Genomic DNA, 16,680 nt, shown 5'->3' with positions numbered 1-16,680 from the left:
GGTCCTCTCCGAAGGCCACATCCAGGCACGACACAGCGCGGACATGGCGGTCAGCCGACGATCACCATGCCCTCGGCGGGAACTGTGCTGGACGAACATGGCCTCGTCGAGAACTCGCCGCGAACTCGTCCCGAAACGGTCTCAGCCGAAAACACAACCAGGCTTCTGCGCACGCCACCGGCGTTGCCGCCGCTCGTCCCTCATGCCGTGGCCGGCACCCGCACGGAGGTGCCTGGCGGAACCTGATGCGGCTCGGCGGTCTTGTTGTAGAGCCAACGACGCGGATCATCCGTCACGTTGCGGACCGCGAGCTCGAAGCCGTCCAGAGGAAGACCAGGCTGTCTGATGTGGACGAGGTTTCCGTCGACGCTGACATAGCGCGGGTCCACCCACCGACGGCGCGTGCCATCCAGGACAACCTGGAAGCTCGAGCGCCGTGTGGCCGACTCCGGATCGATGCGGCGGTCGAACGACACCAGGATCGCGCCGTCCGGCAACCGAATCGCCTGCGTCGGGACCGGCGCCTCGTCATACATGTAGCCGCCGATGTGGTACTCGTACGCCGTCCACGTCGCGAAGCCCATGGATTCCACGGTCGCGACGAACTCCTCCAGCCAAGCGCGGTTCCGTGCCATCGCCAGCTGCGAACCGATGTCGGTCTGGATCCCCAAGGGAATGTCGGGATGTACGGCGCGGATGTCGTCGACGAAGGGTTGGTAGGCACGCGCGTAGTTGGCCGGTAGGTCGGGGCGAACCCAGTCAGGCCAGTTGGTCTGCAGGATGTGCACGTCGGGCTGGACAGTCGCGATCATCGCTGGCGCGTCGAGCCCTTGGTACTCCCGCTCCAACGCGACCGAATCCGGACCGGCGTCGATCGCGAGCGACCACGTCGCGACCAGGACATCCGGGTTGACGGCTCGGACGCCTCCCTCCCCATTGATCACCTCGTCGAGGAAGGCGTTCACCGCGTCGACTCGGAAGTCGACCCAGAGCTGGTAGAGCTCGGTGTCCGTGCGGTAGTAGTGCGGGTGCGAGGGATCGGTGAAGTTCGGGATCTCGCGACCGTAGCGCTCGACGAAGGCCGCCTGGGCGTGTGGGCCGACGTCACCGTAGTAGCCGCGGTCGATGCCGTTCCAGTCCGGCAGGTAGGGTTCGGCGATCTCGATACCGTCGAAGGGATACGTCGCGACCAGTGTGGCGAGCGCCCGCTTCTTCCACGCGACGTACTCGGCGCAGTGCGGGGAGAAGCGGTAGTAGCCGTCGTTGACGGGAGTGACCAGCTCCATCTGCCAGTCCTGCCACCCCTCAGGGAAGCGGTCGACGGAGTACGACCCGTTGCCGAGGACGAGCGCCCAGACGGTCAGCCCACGTGCCCGCAACGCCGCGACGAGGTCGCCGTCGACGTTGTTCTCGTTCGTGACGAAGTAGCGGACGCCGACGTAGCCGTTCTGGACCAGTTCGTCGGCGATGCTGTCCGGCGAGCGGTCGTGGTAGTAGGCGAAGCCCGGGTCGATCTGGATCGTCGGACCACCGAGCCGGTCGGCTCTTTGCGAACCACCGAGCCGGCCGCGGCCACGAACGCCCGCCGACGCACGGGCCGACGGCGCGGGACCCAAGGTCCAGGCCATGGCGAGTCCGACCGTGGCACCCAGCACCTCGCGTCGCCCAGCGACCCACGTGCGGCATCGTGACATCGAGCGGTGACCCCCTGGCTCCAACGACATGGCAGGACACGAAAACACCACCGCCTTCGGCCGGCCCCGTCGGCGGTGGTGTGCCCAGCCTTTCGCCACCACGACCGGCTCGTCCACGTCCACGCAGCACCTCGACAGGATTCGGCCACTGCCATCGGCGCCACCACGGGATACGGTGCCTCGACATGGCGGAGGCGTCGCGCCGTCGACGGTGGTGGCGGGACTGGCTCGGTGTTCCACGGGCCGAACCGGTACGTCCTCGCTGGGAGGAGGACCCCGTACCGCCACCGGGCACCACGCTCTCGTGGCTCCACATCGAGTCGGTCGGGACCACCCTGCAGTGCGCGCTCCTGCGACCGCGTGACCACGACGGGGATGCGGTCGTCCTCGTTCCGTTCTACGACGTCCACGTCACCATCGGACGGCCCGAAACCGCCTCGTGGCGCCCGCGTGATCCCGAGCTGGAGCGACGCGCCTTCGCCTGGCACCTCGCGCGCCGTGGCGTGGCCGCGCTCGCAGTGCCGTGGTGGTTCGAGTACGTGCTGCCCGACCGCCGATCCGGCGACCTGCGCGAACGCTACGCGCCCAGCGTCGCGCTGCACCGTGCGACCTCGACCGGGACTGGTCTCGGACGCGCGGTCGCCGACCTCGAGCGCGCGGTCGACACGTTGCTGTCCCTCCCATGGGTGCGCAAGGTCGCTGTGTTCGGGCACTCCCTCGGTGGCAAGCTCGCCTTGCTCCTCGCCGCCCTCGACGTTCGCGTGTGCGCGGGGGTGGCGCACGAGCCAGGGCTGGGCTTCGCGCACTCCAACTGGGCCGACCCGTGGTATCTCGACGGCCGCGTTCCCAGCGATCGCGACATGGACGACGTGCTGGGTCTCGTCGCGCCGCGGCCGTTCCTCCTCGTCGGCGGTGGTGACAGCGACGGCGAGCACAACCGCGACCTCGTGGAGTCCGCCCGACGCCACTACGCGGCGCATCACGCGGCTGACGCGCTCGAGTTCGTCGTCCACGACGCGGGCCACACGCCGCCGTGGTCGGTGTTGAACGACTGCTACGGGTGGCTGGAACGTCGGCTCGCCGAGAGCGATCCTTCCTAGGCCGACTGCGAGATCGGCGGCCCCGACAGCCATCGCGCGCCGTGCAAGCGGTCGCCACGGTTGTGGTGGCCCGGCTCGGGTAGGAGGCTCGAATGCCCGAGGGTCACCTGATCCATCGGTACGCCCGCGACCAGGAGCAGACCTTCGCCGGTGCGCTGCTCCGGGTGAGTTCTCCACAAAAGCGGTTTCTCGAGGGTGCGCGGCACCTCGACGGATCCCGGCTGGAGAGGGTCGAAGCGTACGGGAAGCACCTGTTCTACTGGTGGGAAGGCAAGGAGGTCCTGCACGTCCATCTCGGGCCGCAGGGCACGTTCCTTCCCGTCCGTCCGGGTGCACCGCCTCTCGCGCAGGCACGTCTTCGGATCAGCGGCCCGGACGCCGGGATCGACCTCGTCGCGCCCACGGTCTGTGAACTCCTCGGACCGGAGGGCCGGGACAGGATCGTCGCCCGGCTCGGACCCGACCCGCTGCGGGACGACGCGAACCCGGACGCGGCCTTCGCGGCGATCGCGGGCAGTTCTCGCATGATCGGCGCACTCGTGCTCGACCAAGCCGTCCTCGCCGGCGTGGGCAACGTGCTCCGCGCCGAAGGGCTGTTCCTGACCGGCCTTCACCCCACCGTCCGGGGGACCTCCGTGTCGCGCGACGTGTTCGACTCGCTGTGGTCGCATCTGACGCTGATGATGCGGCGAGCCGTGGCCGAGGGCCGCATCATCACCGTGCGCCCACCCGGGGTGGACGTCCGCACGATTCCTGAGTCGGAGGGTCGGTACGTCTACAAGCAGGAGCGGTGTCGGCGCTGCGGGACCCCGGTGCAAACGGGTGAGCTGGCGGGACGAACGGCGTACGCCTGCCCACGGGACCAGCCGCCGCCCAGCTGAGCGACTTCTGCCGGCATCTCGGCGAGTGCCCGGCCGCGCACCACCACTCAGCTGGCCCGCGGCCGGACGACGTCCCGAGGCACTGGGGTCGTGTTGCGGGCGGCTCGGCTCAGTCGACCAGCCCGAACAGCTCGGCGAACTCGCCCACCAACAGGTCGGCGCCCTTCAGTTGCGACGTGGTCGCGGCGTCCAAGAGGCCGCCGTACTTGCGGGCGTACGACGCGCCGGCCCTGGGGCCGAGTGGGACCGCGATGCCCGGCTCGTCGGGCTGATAGGTCGCCAGGTCAGCGGAGGATCCGGCCTCGAGGAGCGTGCGGATGTTGGCGGCCACCACCTCGGCGTGCGCCCTGGCCGCGGCGGCCTTCTTCGCCTCCGGGATCGCGGTGATGTCACCCAACGCGAAGACGCGGTCCGCGCCGGCCAGCCGCAGATCCGGCGTGACGTCGAGGCGCCCGTTCGGCTGACGGGCGACGGCCAGCTCGTCGGCGAGGTAGTCGGTGAGAACCGAGCCGCCGAAGCAGCGGAACCAGATGTCGGCGGCGAGCGTGCGACCGGACTGAGTGGTCACGGTGAACGGCTTGAGTGTCCCGGGATCGGGGACCGGCTCCGCGGTCAAGGTCGTGCCGAGCACGAGCTCCACGCCGAGCTCGGCGAGCTGGCGACGCAGCTCGGCACGAAACTCGTCGGGAAGGTCTTCGCCGGTGATGACGTCATGGCCGGGGTCCACGATCGTCACCGCCTTGTCGGGGAACGCGGCCTTGATCTCGCCGGCGAGCTCCAAGCCCACCGGTCCGGCGCCGAGCAGGAGGACGCGGTCGGCTGCAGCGAGCTGCTCGTGCGCGGTCCGCAGCCGCTCCTTGGCCGCCGCGCTGTCGTCGACGTCCAGCTTCGCCGGGAACGGGTAGGTCGAACCGGTTGCGAGGACGATGAAGTCGCTGGCCAACCGGACGCCGGAGGCCAACTCGACGCCGTCCGGTGCGACCCGGACGGCGTGGTCGCGCACCACCCGGCCGCGTCTGAGCAGCCGGTCGTACGGCAGGAAGATCCGGTCCGCCCACGCGGGGTCGACGAGGGCGCGTAGGGCGGCGATGTTGTGGAAGAAGCTGTCACGAGGCTCGACCAGGACCACATCGGCGACGTCGTCCAGCTCCTTCGCGACCGCGGTGCCGCCGTATCCGCCGCCCACCACGGTGACGGTTGCGCTCATCGGCTCTCCTAGTTCGTATTACGTATAGTTGGTAGTACGAACTAAACTAGTCGGAGTGCCAACGATTGGCAAGTAGACTTCGGGCATGGGCTCGGTGGCGGACGCGTTGGTGCACATCTCCCGCCTGGTTGATCGCGTGTTCGCCGACGTCGCCCGGGAGCAGGGCCTCACGCCGCAACAGGTGCACCTGCTGTGCCTGGTGGACACTGGCGCGATCGGGATGAAGGAGCTCGCCGAGGCGCTGGATCTGGAGAAGTCGAGCCTCACCGGCCTGGTGGACCGAGTCGCCCGACGCGGACTGATCACCCGCATCCCCGACGACCACGACCGTCGGGCATGCCGCGTCACCGTGACCGACGAGGGCGCACGGGTGTCTGCGATCTGTCACCGAGAGATCATCCGACGCCTCGAGGCGTTGGCCGACCACATGGCCGACGCCGACAAGGAAACCCTCGCGAAGCTAGCCGCGCAGCTGTCGGACGAGCCGGACGCCGTCGCCGCACCCGTCCACACCGGCCGGATTCACACCGGCCAGAAGTAGTCGAGGTCGTCCGGTACGTCGGGAAAGAACCGCCTGTACCACTCGGGGTTCTTCCGCAGCAGCGCCGACTGGTGCGACCGGTGCAGCCGCTCGTCCCCTAACCAGGGCGGCAGCAGGCCCACGCTGGCCAGCTCCTCCTGCTCTCGCGCGCGTCCCTTCTTCGCGTACTCGAGGAGCTTGTCCTCCACGGTGTCGACGTGTCCACGTGCCCTCCACTCGGCGCAGATCGCCGCGCCGTAGCAGATCAGCGCCTCCGCGTAGCCGCGCCACATGCGCACAGCCGGATGGTTCTGCCAGCCGTAGGTCGGGATGTGGCAGACCCGCAGGATCACCAGGGCCTCCGAGCGCTGGTTCCCCAGCCGCTTGGGGTCGAGGACCTTGGCCGTCTCTCGGAAGTCGGCGTACGGGAGGAAGGTCTGCACCGTGGAGTCATACCCGCGGTGCCGGCGAGCGTCATGGCCGTCAGTGCCGCCCCGGAGTATGCGTCATGACGACGCGTTCCGACATCGTGCCGTCCTGCGCCCGCACCATGTGTCGGACCGTCTCGTCGGCACGGAAGCCCTCCGACTCGTAGAGTGCCCGGGCCCTGTGGTTGTGCGGCTTGACGTCGAGCCAGACTCGCCTCGCGTGGTGGTGTCCGTAGGCACGCTCGACCGCCGCTCGGAGCAGGGACCGCCCATGACCCTTGCCGCGGGACGCCGGATCCACCACGATCCGCCGGATCTCGATCACACGCTCGGCGTTGTGCAGATCGGCGAGAACGACGAAACCCACGATCGTCGACCCCTCGACAGCCAGGAGATGCTCCTGAGCCGGGTCAGCCAGCGCCTTCTCGTGCCAGGCGCGGCCGGTCGCACACAACCACTCGTGAGTGTCCGGTGCGGTCTCCATCGCGACGACGTGCGGGATGTCGTCCGCGGTGGTGGGACGGAGGGTCAGCACGGCAGCAGGGTAGGGGTCACCGCGACGGAGGGCTAGTGCAGCTCCATGAGCTGCCCGTGTGAACCCCGACGTACGGGGAAGTGTGCACAAGGGAACGTCTCGCCCGCGAGTTTGACCCCCATCCGACGGCGATCAGGTGATGGAGGAGGAGTCCACCCATGTGCGCGAGCTGTGGCTGTGGCAGTCCAGAGGAGCAGCACGGGGACGAGCGCAACATCACGTGGAGCCAGATCAAGGCGGCCGCGGAGGCCGGCGGACAGACACCGGACGAGGTGGTCCGGAACATGGCGCGGATGGCGCAGCAGCAGGGAAGCTGAGCCCGCCCGCCACCGCGTCATCCTTCCGCGCCTCACGCTGCCGGGTCGGCCCCCACGATCGAGGGGATCTGGCCCATCGCCTCGCGCATGCCTTCCACCATGCCCATGGCGACGAGCTGCTCCATGGCGTCGTTCGTGGGGAACGTGCTCTCGATCAGCATCCGCGTACCCTCGCCGTCCGGTTCGAGCGTGACGCGAGCTGTCGTGGTGGGCATGTCCGGGTTGGGGCGACCGTCGTCGTCCGCGAAACCGTCCTCGAACTCCAGGCCGCGGGGCGGATTGACGGACAGGATGCGCCACCAACCGTGGTAGCGCTTGCCGTCGGGGCCGGTCATGAAGTAGCCGACCTCACGACCCGGCGCCAGCTCGAAGTCGGCGAACGTCGCGGAGTAGCCTGGCGGGCCCCACCACCGCTCGAGCTGCCGAGGGTCCGCCCACACCTGCCACACCCGCTCCACCGGGGCGTCGAACCGCGCGGTGAACGTCAGTGTCCTGGCCGCTGGATCCTTCTGGACGTCGATCATTGTCATCAGCGTGCTTCCTTATGTCTGCCCGGACGCCCGTCCGGTTCGGAGTGGAAGTCCTGGCTCCCCTTCGGCCAGGATCTGCCCGATGCGGTCGACACGCATGCGCTCTCCGACACCGAATATGTCCCGTGCGAGGACACACGAGACGGTCGCGAACGCGTGGGAAGCGCCAGGGCATGGAAGATGCGACGAATGACCGCCACGTGGCCTGTGCGCCTTCTCCTGGGACCCGTCCGCGCTTTCGATCGCCGTTCCCTCTCCCCACTCGTTGAACGACGTCACGAGTTGCCACCGTGCCCCGGACGCGACCGTCGCCCGGATGTCGTCCTCCCATCGCAACGGGTGGCGGTGTAACACCTACCGCTGCCTTCCCAGGAGTCCTGACCCACCACGAGGAGATACCGACGACGATGCGCCCGTACATCATGGCGTCGATGTGCGCGGCGATGACGGACGGCGAGCTGGAGTGTGGCAAGCGAGAAGTCAGCTTGTGGCAGTCGGTGGAGCCCCGAGTGGCGCCGCGTCAGCCATACAGCAGGTACTGGTCGCGAAGCTTCGAAAAGCGTGCCAGCTCCTCGCGCCAGCCGTCGATCACCTCGTCGATGGTGGCGCCGGCGTCGATCGCGGTCCGCACCCACGCCGACCCGGTGAGGTTGTCGATCCAGTACTGATGGACGTCGCCGGTACCTTCGTCCCGCCAGGCGAAGTCGTCCGGATAGAGGTGTTTCAGCGTCCACAACAGCGCGATGCCGAGGCGTACGGCATCGACAGAAGGACCGTCGACCACGACAATGTCGACGCCGCCGCAGGTCATGTCCTTGTACGTGGAGAAGGTCGGCACGAAGTACGCCTCACGGAACTGCAAGCCGGGCAACCGCAGCGCTGTCAACGCCTCGGCCCACCGATGGTCGATGTAGGGTGCACCCACCATCTGGAACGGCCGGGTCGTACCACGGCCCTGCGACAGATTGGTGCCGGACAACAGGCAACTGCCTGGATAGACCCAGGCGGTGTCGAGGGTCGGCATGTTCGGTGAGGGCAGCACCCAGGGCAAGCCGGTCTGCTCATAGCTCATGCTCCGGCGCCAGCCATCCATCTCCACGACCGCCATGTCGACGTGGTCGCCGGCGTGCCGTGGCAGGAACTCCGCATTGAACAGCAGCGCCAGCTCGCCGACCGTCATCCCGTGAACCTGGCAGATCGCCTCCCGGCCGACGAACGTGGCGTACTCCGGATGCAGCACTGGACCGGACGGAGCGCGGCCGGTGATCGGGTTGGGACGGTCGAGGACGACGAACCGCTTGCCCGCGAGCACCGCAGCCACCATCGAGTCGAACATGGTCCAGATGTACGTGTAGAACCGCGCCCCCACGTCCTGGATGTCGAACACCAGAGCGTCCACACCTGCTCTCGTGAAGATGTCGGCGAGCTCATCGCCACTCTTCTCGAATGTGTCGTAGACCGGTAGGCCGGTCTTCGGGTCGATGAAGAAGCCCTCCGAGTTCCCCGCCTGCGCCGTACCGCGGAAGCCGTGCTCGGGACCGAACACGGCGACGATGTCCACGTCATCGCTGGCGGCCATCACGTCGACCTCGTGACGCAGGTCCGGCAGGACACCTGTGGGATTGGTGATGACGCCCACCTTCTGACCACGGAGAAGCCGATAGCGGTCCCGTGCGAGCTTCTCGATGCCGACCCGCACTCGGCGAGGGCGTCGGCGCGCACCGGCCGACTGTCGCGAGGTCGCGGCCAACACGGGCTGAGCGGTTCCAAGGCCTACGAGGCCGGCAAGACCGGCGAGGACTCCTCGACGTCGCATCGTCGTCCTTCCCAAGCACCGGGGCTGACTCCTCACACACGTCGCACCATCACGCACGCGTCGCATCGGCGTCCGGTGTCAACCACGATCGCGCCAGTGGATCGCGATGCGTGACGTGAGTATCTCCTCCCGCACGCCCCGGTGGTCGGCTCTCGTCCGTCAACGGCAATCAGCGACGCAGGTGTGCTTTGGCACGGCCGCGCTCATCGGGAATAGGCTCATCGGGAATAGCCCGTGCCAGCCACTGTCGCGAACCCTACCTCCGTCACCTGCTCACGTGTCTTCTACGGTGGGCCCATGCCTCCGCCGCGCAGGATCGACTACCACGACGACCCGAACGCCCCGCGCGCGAACTCGCTCGTCCCGTCGGTCAACGTGGTCGTCGAGAACGACGACGGGCGCATCCTGCTCCTCCGGAGGACGGACAACGACAACTGGGCATTGCCAGGTGGCGCCATCGACCTCGGCGAGTCCCTCGTCCAGGCGGCCGTTCGCGAGACCAAGGAGGAGACCGGGATCGACTGCGAGATCACCGGTCTGGTGGGCATCTACACCGACCCTCGCCACATCATCCTCTACACGAGCAATGGCGAGGCCCGACAGGAGTTCTCAATCGTGCTCACCGCACGGCCACGCGGCGGCCAGCCCACGTCCAGCCCGGAGAGCCGCGACGTCCGGTGGGTGGATCGAGAGGAGGTGCTCGACTATCCCATGGATCGCGCCATGCGCCGCCGCATCGAGCACTACCTGAGCGGAGCCACCGAGCCCTACCTCGAGTGACGGCACGAGCGACCACCTTCTCCCGCGGCACACCGGAACGGCTCGTCATCGGCAGCGCGGTCGGATCACCACGCCGCGCTCGACGTCTATCGGTCGGCCAGCTCGGGCGGATCCTGAGGTCGTCAGCCATCGTCCAGCCGCTTGCGCGAACAGGACACATGACCAGTGGCTAGCCCTGTGCCCCTTCAACGCCGGACGACGCGAGTCCGTTTCGATCCGTGCAGTCGGCACGTTGAGGCTTCGCCGCTCCTGCCGAATCCCGGCCGCGCTCGCCCTGCTTCGTGAGCTTGTAGTGGAAGCGAACGACGGTCACTGACCACAGGCGTAGCTCGTGGTCGGTCCTCAGGACTCCCTCACTGTCGACGTAGACGTGGAAGGTCTCGTGGATCGGCAACCGCTTGGCGTAGGTGCCCTTGGGGCTGTCAACCACGACGTAAGCGCCGTCGTCACCGAACGCCCCTCGCGGCGACGACAACGTGAACGAGCCGTCGGGCTCCGCGATCGGGCGGAGGAAGACCTGCACGTTGCCGGACTGCAGCGGGAACGCCACGTGCACGCGCGGCTGCTGCTTCCCAGGAAGACGCCGGCTGGAGTAGCAGCCGCTGAAGACGTACTCGCCTGTCGACCGCAACGTCCGCATCCAGGCCGCGGCGCGCTGCTCACCATCCGGGCCGAGAATGGGAACGACCCGGCTGTCCACGCCGTGCGCCACCGCGAGCGGCTGGGTCGGCAGGGCGAGCTGCTGAACGCGACGACCGAACAGCCGGGTGATCAACTCACCTCCCGGCTGGAAGACTGGGTTCCACTGGGTCCAGACCTCCATCCGCCACAGGGAGGTCTCCTCGTAGAAGCTGCGAATCTCCGGTCGTACGGCGGCCGCCCGGAACTCCGGACCGTCGAGCTGCGACATGCTGGCCAGTAGTCCGCCGGACACTCCCTCAGCAACCGTGCCACCGTGAGCGGTTGCCGCCGCGGCCAGCCAGCTGTCGCCGACCGTCGCCGTGTCGTGCATGGGCGCGGCCAGCCACTGCTCCGCCCCCGAGAGGTCGACCCGCCGACCCGTCCACCGCCAGAACGCCCGGGTGAGCGGGTCGAGGTCCGACACCGAAATCATGCGGACAGCGTGCCATAGGGTCCCCGCGGTGGTTGTGCACCGTGGCGAGCCTCACGGCCGCCACGACGTCGAAAGGTCGCGGTGCGCTCAGGCGCGATCATCCGCCCGGAGCGCGAGGTATGGAGGCTCGCCGTGTCGACCGCTCAGACCAGTCGCAGCCCGGCGAGGACGACGGACTCGCCGTCGTCCCAGCGTCCCGCCAAGGTCTCGTCGACAGAGATCTCAGTGCCGACCACTCGGGCGACGACCACCTCGATCCCGGCCGCCCGCACGACCGTGGTCGGCCCCTCGTCGTGGCATCGGACGGCGTGAATCTCCGTCGAGGGTTCGGGGCGGTTGCCGCTGCCCGCCACCGTCACCGTCGGTGGCAGCGGCTCCAGCCGCCCCCCGACGTCGACGTACTCCTGGGCCTGAGTGCCCCCGGTCAGAATGGCTGTCGCGAACGCTGTCATCGCGACCGGGTCACCACACCCGTCGTACACCCACCGCTGGCCGAGCACCGAATGCTCAGCCGTCCCGACCAGGAACGCCTCGGCCCCAGGCAGCGGCGCGTCCCGGTAGGTCAGCGGCACGTGGAACACCGTTCCGTCACCGGACCGAACGAGCGACGCCTCGATGCCCACCTGGCCGGCCGGATCGTCGAACCGGTACGCGCCGACCCGCTGAAGCTCACCGTCCGCGTCGAACCACGGGCGGGTCGGCAGCCAAGCACGCAGGAGGTCGATCTTCGTGGGACGCAGCGTCGCCTTGTGGATGTGCGCCATGGGTTCGGACCCTACGTGCCACGCGATGCTCAGGAGCCCGCGGACGTGGAGACCGCGGCCGCGAAAGCTGCCATGCTGTCGATGACCACTTCTGCTCCAGCGCGTTCGAGCTGTGTCCGCTTCCCTGGTCGGTTCGCGAAGCCGACCGGGTGAACGCCGGTCGCCCGAGCGACCTGCATATCGGTGTCGGAGTCACCGACCAAGACACACTCGTCGGGTCGAGCGCCAAGCATCGCGAGCGCACGGCGCACCGGGTCCGGGTGCGGCTTCATGAGGTCCGGCCGGGCATGAGCACGGCCGACGACACCGCGGATCAGGTGGCTGAGCTCGTGCTGGTCAAGGTAGGCGCGAACCGCCTGGGGCGCGTTGTTGCTGACGATGACGATCGGCCGCCCGTTCGCGTGGCAGGCACGGATGGCCTCGTGGGCGTGCGTGGTCGGTGGCGCGACCTTCGCCGCGGTGACCTCCTCGTGGACGAGAGCGTTCTCGACCACGGGCAGGAGATCCGGAGCGAAGCGTTGAAAGCGCTGAAGGAGGTTGAGCAGGTCCTGATCGTTGTTCCAGATCGTCCCGAGGTCGACGCCGTGGGCGGCGAGCACGTCGCGGAGCCGTGCCGCGACGGTGGCGACCCGACCGCCCGCGAACAGGCCGCACACGGGACCGTCGAAGTCCAACAGGACCGGCCCCGTCCGGGCCACCACGTCGATGAGTCGCCGCACCGTCTCCTCCCTCAACCGCGACCCGCAGACTAGCTCGGTGCGGCCCGCGGACGTGACCGAAGGCTCAGCGAGCGTCTTGAGGGATCGGCATCCACAGCCGTACGTCGTCGAAGACCAGGTCGCCGTCGTCGTGGAAGCCGCCCGGGAGCCTGCCCCACTCGGTGAAGCCGAGCCCACGGTAGGCACGCTCAGCGTGCGTGCCGCCCCGACAGCTGATCTCGAGGATCGTGCAGCCCCAGCTCGCGGCCTGCCGACGAGCCGCCTCGACGATCTGGCGCGCGAGCCCGGTCCCTCGCGACAGAGGAGCGACGACGAACCCGCTGATCTCGGCCCGATGCCGACACAGGCGATGCCCCAGGCGACTCACGCTGCACGTGCCCACGGCTTCCTTCTCGCCGTCGACCGCGACGAGCATGACGCCTTCCCCGCGCTCCATCGCGTCAGCTGAGTCCTCGATCAACGAAGCGATGTCCTCGAGGCTCATCGCGCTGAAGCAGTTCCGTCGCAGACTGGCCGCGTCCTCAGCGCGTACTGGCCGAATGAGCATGCCGGAACTGTAGTGCCGGAGGCGGTGCGGCATGCGGTTTCGGCGTTTCCATGATCGACGGCGCGAAAACGTCATCGTTCCGTCGATACGCTCGTGCGGTGAGCGATCACCCGCCCGGCGGTGTCCCACTGTCACCTGCCGAGCGCGACGCGCTCGATGCCAAGTGGTCGTCCTGTTGGACGCCGCACGAGGTCGCACGCCACTTGGCGGGTGTCAGCACGCCCTGGTACGTCGCCGCCGGCTGGGCGCTCGAGCTGTTTCGTGGTAGGCAAACCCGCGAACACGAGGACCTCGAGATCGCCGTCCCCGCCGCGCGCTTTCCCGAGATCCGTGCTCGCTTCTCCGGCTACGTCTTCGATGTGGTCAGCGGCGGCAGGATCTGGAAGAACGCCCCGCCTGAGGTGTTGGCGGCGACCCACCAGACCTGGTTGCGCGACCCCACGACCGACAACTACCTCGTGGATGTGTTCCGCGAGCCCCACGACGGCGACACCTGGATCTGCCGGCGTGATGAGACGATCCGGCTCCCCTACCGCGACATCATCCACCACACCGCGGACGGCATTCCCTACCTCGCTCCCGAGCTGGTCCTGCTGTTCAAGGCCAAGTACGTCCGGTCGAAGGACCAGGCCGACTTCGACGCGACCGTGCCCCACATGACCCCAGCCCAGCGCGAGACCCTCGCCAAGCTTCTCGCCCGCATCCACCCGGGCCACCAGTGGGCGCACAGTTGTGACCGTGGCTCGGATCGTGAAGGTAGGTGAGCGCGTCATCTCACCAACATGTGAGAGAGCGGACCCGGCGCTACGGCCGGAGCTGCCCTCGAGGGCCGTCGGCTTGGTCTTGGTGCGCAGCTGGGTCCGTATGAACAGCTGGAGCACCGATCCGTTTCCTTCGCTCGCCTGGGTCTAGTCTTCCGAGGCAACTGACCGAAGGCGTGGCGCCATGCGAAAACTGATCTACGGCATGAACCTGACCCTGGACGGCTACATTTCCGCGCCGGGCGGCGACCTCGGCTGGAGCGGGCCGAGCGATGAGCTGTTCCAGTGGTGGCTCGAAAAGGAGCGGTCGATCAGCCTGTTTCTGTACGGGCGCCGGCTGTGGGAGACCATGAGCGTCTACTGGCCGACGCGCGACCAGCAGCCGGACGCCACCCCGGCAGAGATCGAGTTCGCGCGGAACTGGCGAAACACGCCGAAGGTGGTGTTCTCCTCAACGATCGACAAGGTCGACTGGAACGCTCGCCTGTTCACCGGCGACGCGATCGCCGAGATCACCCGGCTCAAGGCCGAGGACGGCGGGCCGATGAGGGTCGGCGGCGCAACGCTCGCCGGAGCGGTCATGCGGGCCGGGCTGATCGACGAGTACGAGATCGTCACCCACCCGGTCCTCGTGGGGGGCGGTACACCGTTCTTCACCGCGCTGGAAAGCAGGGTGAACCTGAACCTGGTGGAGACGCGGACGTTCCCCGGCGGCGTGGTCCTGACCAGGTACGAGAGATCGCTCGGCTGCTGACGGCCTGGGCAGATTCATCGCTCCCGGCAGGCGCGGGAACGGGCGAACGGCGTCCTGCAGGTGTCTCACGAGGCGGCAGGTCGGCTGGGGTCAGCCCTGTGGTCAGAAGTGCGGGCTCCGGACGACCATCCGTCTGCTGGGGCTCTGCGCCGTCGTCCTGGCGCCTGGCTGCTCGTTCGGCTGCTTTGCCTGTCTCGATGAGCACAAGGCCCAGGGCGGAGGCGGGTGGTACCGCTCCTGACCTGGGCCTTCGTGAGAGCCGCCTGTTCTGTTGTTGATCTCGGTCAGTGGTTTGGTGTGCCGGCTGTCGTGGCCGCGCCGGCCCGGCCGAGGACGGCCCCGGGCCGCCCGCAGTGCCGAGACCGGGCGCAGCGCGCGCCGCGTCAGTGGCGCACCCTTGATCTGGATCTGGTAGAGGTCAATGCAGCAACGGATCGCTGCCAGCGAGTGTGCGCGGTCCACGTGTGCCGCGTGGCGAGTCGAGGAGTTCCGAGTTAGGGCGTTCTCGTCTCGTCGATGATCCAGCGAATGTACTCGGGGTTACCGTCGGTCATGGGGACGGCGACGACGGACGGGACCTCGTAAGGATGCTCGCGCTTGGTGCGTTCGACGATTTGGGGCACTAAGCCACGTCGGGTGCGCAGGGCGACGCGGGCTTCGGTTTTTCTGTGCACTCGACCGCGCCACCGATAGGTTGTTTCTATCTCGGCGATGTTGTGGCCTGATGCGCACAGTCGGTCGAGGATAAGTCTGTGTGTAAAGTCGGTGAGCCAGTCGGGATCCGGCGCCGTGATGATGACCTCGCAGACCTCATCCATCGCGGCCGCTCTCCTGCTCCCTTAGCTGCTCGACGAGCCTCCTGGCCTCCTCGTCGCTCTTCGCCATGCTTCCCCAGCCCGTCACGATCTTCCCGTCGTAGCTGAGTCCGACCCATCGGCCGGTCATGTTGATCCCGTGGGGATGCATGACGAAGTACATCGTCCCTTTCGAGCGGACCGAGCCGTCGTTAGCCGCGTACCAGCCCATGAGAATTTCGTTGTCCCACAGGCGAAGCTCACCGCGCCACAGATAGCCACCTTTCTCGGCAGCCGTTCCTCGTGTGAGAGCCTCGACCTGTATGAACTCTCCGTGCTGGCGAAAACGCACCTTCTGGACTCGAAGGTCCTCGACGCCATTCCTGAATGACTGCCAGCACGCGTACCACTCACCCGAGAGGCTTACGCGGTGACTTGGAATCCCGGCCAGTTCACCAAGCGAGATGTCGAGTGCATTGGCGATGGCCACGGCGACCGAGAGGACGGGCTGTTGCTCGCCTGACTCGTACCGCCTGATCTGACGCGGGTCGACTCCAACCGCGGCGGCCAGCTCGGATTGGGACATACCCAGCTCCGCCCTGCGTCGGCGCATCACCTCGGACATCTCCACACCTCCATCTTCGGGGGACGTCTTAGTCCTTGACAACCGGACCTCTCAGTCCCACATTAGAGGACGAATCAGTCCTATCGCGAGGGCGAAAACGTCCTCACGCTCAGCAGCCACAGAGGTGAAGATCATGGCGATTGCTGGGCGTCTTCCGGTGGATTCGGTGGATGTGTTCCCGCATGGGTTGTACGCGTTCGTGGCGACGGAGGTGGAGCCGGCTCGGGATTTTGAGAGGTCGACGTCGGATCGGTTCGTGCAGCAGGTCGACAAGGACACCGGGCTTGCGGTGTGGACGTTCGAGGTGCTGGATGCGGACCCGCAGGCGAGGGACAAGGCGATCACGGTGCGGATCGTGTCGGAGCACAAGCCGGTGTTGCCGGAGGCGCCTGCTGGGATGCCGTTTCGGCCGGTGGAGTTCGAAGGGCTGACGGTGGCGCCGTATGTGGATACGTCGCGGTGCTCGGGTGGGCCGGGTGCGCATCGGTGCCGGGCGCGGTTGGCCTGGTCGTTTAGGGCGACGGGGATTGTGGCGCCGAAGCCGCGGAGTGCTGGGCGTTCGCGGGAGAGCAAGGACGCGGCCGCGTAGGCGGCGGGCCGTCTTGATCTGACAAGCGCGCGGGGGCGGTGCTGGACCTTGCCCGGGACCCCACCGCCCTCGCGCCTCCAACAACCTCGATCCCTGGTGTGGAGGGAGCGAAGTCGTGTCTGAGTCTAGACACACGCGCCGACGGTGTGTGGCGTGTGAGGAGGAGTTGTTCGCCCCGGTGGCGGGGTCTGCTGGCTGGGTGGAC

20 protein-coding genes are annotated in these 16,680 nt (G+C 67.9%); 8 read left to right on the top strand and 12 right to left on the bottom strand.

Annotated features, from left to right (window positions below; translation table 11 throughout):
• Window positions 1-200 precede the first annotated feature (200 nt).
• Window positions 201-1,628, bottom strand: coding sequence for a hypothetical protein (locus DFJ64_RS11525; protein ID WP_211310580.1), 1,428 nt, complete (start codon window positions 1,626-1,628; stop codon window positions 201-203).
• Window positions 1,629-1,879: 251 nt separating this feature from the next.
• Between DFJ64_RS11525 and DFJ64_RS11520 the strand changes: the two genes are divergently transcribed.
• A complete protein-coding gene (locus tag DFJ64_RS11520; RefSeq protein ID WP_115850448.1) occupies window positions 1,880-2,794 on the top strand; it encodes an alpha/beta hydrolase family protein in 915 nt (304 codons plus the stop codon).
• A 92-nt stretch (window positions 2,795-2,886) separates the two neighbouring features.
• The gene (locus DFJ64_RS11515) at window positions 2,887-3,675 is read left to right on the top strand and encodes an Fpg/Nei family DNA glycosylase (RefSeq protein ID WP_115850447.1); all 789 of its coding nucleotides are present in this window, start codon (window positions 2,887-2,889) and stop codon (window positions 3,673-3,675) included.
• Window positions 3,676-3,784: 109 nt separating this feature from the next.
• On the opposite strand, the gene DFJ64_RS11510 is transcribed toward DFJ64_RS11515, so the two are convergent.
• Window positions 3,785-4,882, bottom strand: coding sequence for an FAD-dependent oxidoreductase (locus tag DFJ64_RS11510; protein ID WP_115850446.1), 1,098 nt, complete (start codon window positions 4,880-4,882; stop codon window positions 3,785-3,787).
• An 85-nt stretch (window positions 4,883-4,967) separates the two neighbouring features.
• On the opposite strand from DFJ64_RS11510, the gene DFJ64_RS11505 reads away from it, so the two are divergent.
• On the top strand, window positions 4,968-5,423 hold the full coding sequence (locus DFJ64_RS11505; protein WP_115850445.1) for a MarR family winged helix-turn-helix transcriptional regulator: 456 nt from the start codon (window positions 4,968-4,970) through the stop codon (window positions 5,421-5,423).
• On the opposite strand, the gene DFJ64_RS11500 is transcribed toward DFJ64_RS11505, so the two are convergent.
• Together DFJ64_RS11500 and DFJ64_RS11495 are read right to left on the bottom strand one after the other, a co-directional pair.
• Window positions 5,405-5,845, bottom strand: coding sequence for an MSMEG_6728 family protein (locus DFJ64_RS11500; protein WP_115850444.1), 441 nt, complete (start codon window positions 5,843-5,845; stop codon window positions 5,405-5,407). The two genes, DFJ64_RS11505 and DFJ64_RS11500, sit on opposite strands and share 19 nt — an antisense overlap.
• A gap of 40 nt (window positions 5,846-5,885) precedes the next feature.
• Entirely contained in the window at window positions 5,886-6,365 is a 480-nt protein-coding gene (locus DFJ64_RS11495) for a GNAT family N-acetyltransferase (RefSeq protein ID WP_170152588.1), read from the bottom strand.
• Window positions 6,366-6,523: 158 nt separating this feature from the next.
• On the opposite strand from DFJ64_RS11495, the gene DFJ64_RS19465 reads away from it, so the two are divergent.
• Window positions 6,524-6,682 carry a hypothetical protein gene (locus DFJ64_RS19465; RefSeq protein ID WP_170152587.1) on the top strand — a complete coding sequence of 53 codons (159 nt, stop codon included), beginning with the start codon at window positions 6,524-6,526 and terminating at the stop codon, window positions 6,680-6,682.
• Window positions 6,683-6,714: 32 nt separating this feature from the next.
• Here the strand turns inward: DFJ64_RS19465 and DFJ64_RS11490 are convergent, their stop codons facing one another.
• Together DFJ64_RS11490 and DFJ64_RS11485 are read right to left on the bottom strand one after the other, a co-directional pair.
• Window positions 6,715-7,212 (bottom strand): SRPBCC family protein, encoded by a 498-nt coding sequence (locus DFJ64_RS11490; RefSeq protein ID WP_115850442.1) that lies wholly within the window; start codon window positions 7,210-7,212, stop codon window positions 6,715-6,717.
• A 520-nt stretch (window positions 7,213-7,732) separates the two neighbouring features.
• Window positions 7,733-9,028, bottom strand: coding sequence for an exo-beta-N-acetylmuramidase NamZ family protein (locus tag DFJ64_RS11485; protein WP_115850441.1), 1,296 nt, complete (start codon window positions 9,026-9,028; stop codon window positions 7,733-7,735).
• A 297-nt stretch (window positions 9,029-9,325) separates the two neighbouring features.
• Here DFJ64_RS11485 and DFJ64_RS11480 point away from each other — a divergent pair, with 297 nt between their 5' ends.
• Complete coding sequence (locus DFJ64_RS11480; RefSeq protein WP_115850440.1) at window positions 9,326-9,808, top strand: NUDIX hydrolase; 483 nt, start codon at window positions 9,326-9,328, stop codon at window positions 9,806-9,808.
• Window positions 9,809-9,977: 169 nt separating this feature from the next.
• On the opposite strand, the gene DFJ64_RS11475 is transcribed toward DFJ64_RS11480, so the two are convergent.
• The 4 genes from DFJ64_RS11475 to DFJ64_RS11460 all read right to left on the bottom strand — a co-directional run bounded on the left by DFJ64_RS11475 (window position 9,978) and on the right by DFJ64_RS11460 (window position 12,952).
• A complete protein-coding gene (locus DFJ64_RS11475; RefSeq protein WP_211310579.1) occupies window positions 9,978-10,922 on the bottom strand; it encodes a hypothetical protein in 945 nt (314 codons plus the stop codon).
• A gap of 143 nt (window positions 10,923-11,065) precedes the next feature.
• Complete coding sequence (locus DFJ64_RS11470; protein ID WP_115850439.1) at window positions 11,066-11,686, bottom strand: CG0192-related protein; 621 nt, start codon at window positions 11,684-11,686, stop codon at window positions 11,066-11,068.
• A 29-nt stretch (window positions 11,687-11,715) separates the two neighbouring features.
• On the bottom strand, window positions 11,716-12,405 hold the full coding sequence (locus DFJ64_RS11465; RefSeq protein WP_245941080.1) for an HAD family hydrolase: 690 nt from the start codon (window positions 12,403-12,405) through the stop codon (window positions 11,716-11,718).
• Window positions 12,406-12,469: 64 nt separating this feature from the next.
• Window positions 12,470-12,952 (bottom strand): GNAT family N-acetyltransferase, encoded by a 483-nt coding sequence (locus DFJ64_RS11460; RefSeq protein ID WP_170152585.1) that lies wholly within the window; start codon window positions 12,950-12,952, stop codon window positions 12,470-12,472.
• A 98-nt stretch (window positions 12,953-13,050) separates the two neighbouring features.
• On the opposite strand from DFJ64_RS11460, the gene DFJ64_RS11455 reads away from it, so the two are divergent.
• Together DFJ64_RS11455 and DFJ64_RS11450 are read left to right on the top strand one after the other, a co-directional pair.
• Entirely contained in the window at window positions 13,051-13,716 is a 666-nt protein-coding gene (locus DFJ64_RS11455) for a nucleotidyltransferase domain-containing protein (protein WP_211310578.1), read from the top strand.
• Window positions 13,717-13,897: 181 nt separating this feature from the next.
• Window positions 13,898-14,467: a dihydrofolate reductase family protein gene (locus DFJ64_RS11450; RefSeq protein WP_115850435.1), complete on the top strand. Its 570-nt coding sequence runs from the start codon at window positions 13,898-13,900 to the stop codon at window positions 14,465-14,467.
• A gap of 494 nt (window positions 14,468-14,961) precedes the next feature.
• On the opposite strand, the gene cutA is transcribed toward DFJ64_RS11450, so the two are convergent.
• Entirely contained in the window at window positions 14,962-15,285 is a 324-nt protein-coding gene (cutA, locus tag DFJ64_RS11445; RefSeq protein WP_115850434.1) for a divalent-cation tolerance protein CutA, read from the bottom strand.
• Window positions 15,278-15,886, bottom strand: coding sequence for a helix-turn-helix transcriptional regulator (locus tag DFJ64_RS11440; RefSeq protein ID WP_115852018.1), 609 nt, complete (start codon window positions 15,884-15,886; stop codon window positions 15,278-15,280). The genes cutA and DFJ64_RS11440 overlap by 8 nt, the downstream gene beginning before the upstream one ends.
• A gap of 133 nt (window positions 15,887-16,019) precedes the next feature.
• On the opposite strand from DFJ64_RS11440, the gene DFJ64_RS11435 reads away from it, so the two are divergent.
• Window positions 16,020-16,475, top strand: coding sequence for a plasmid replication, integration and excision activator (locus DFJ64_RS11435; RefSeq protein WP_115852017.1), 456 nt, complete (start codon window positions 16,020-16,022; stop codon window positions 16,473-16,475).
• Window positions 16,476-16,680 lie beyond the last annotated feature (205 nt).

The organism is Thermasporomyces composti (assembly GCF_003386795.1).
GTDB classification, from domain to species: domain Bacteria; phylum Actinomycetota; class Actinomycetes; order Propionibacteriales; family Actinopolymorphaceae; genus Thermasporomyces; species Thermasporomyces composti.
This window is presented reverse-complemented; position numbering and strand designations above follow the sequence as displayed.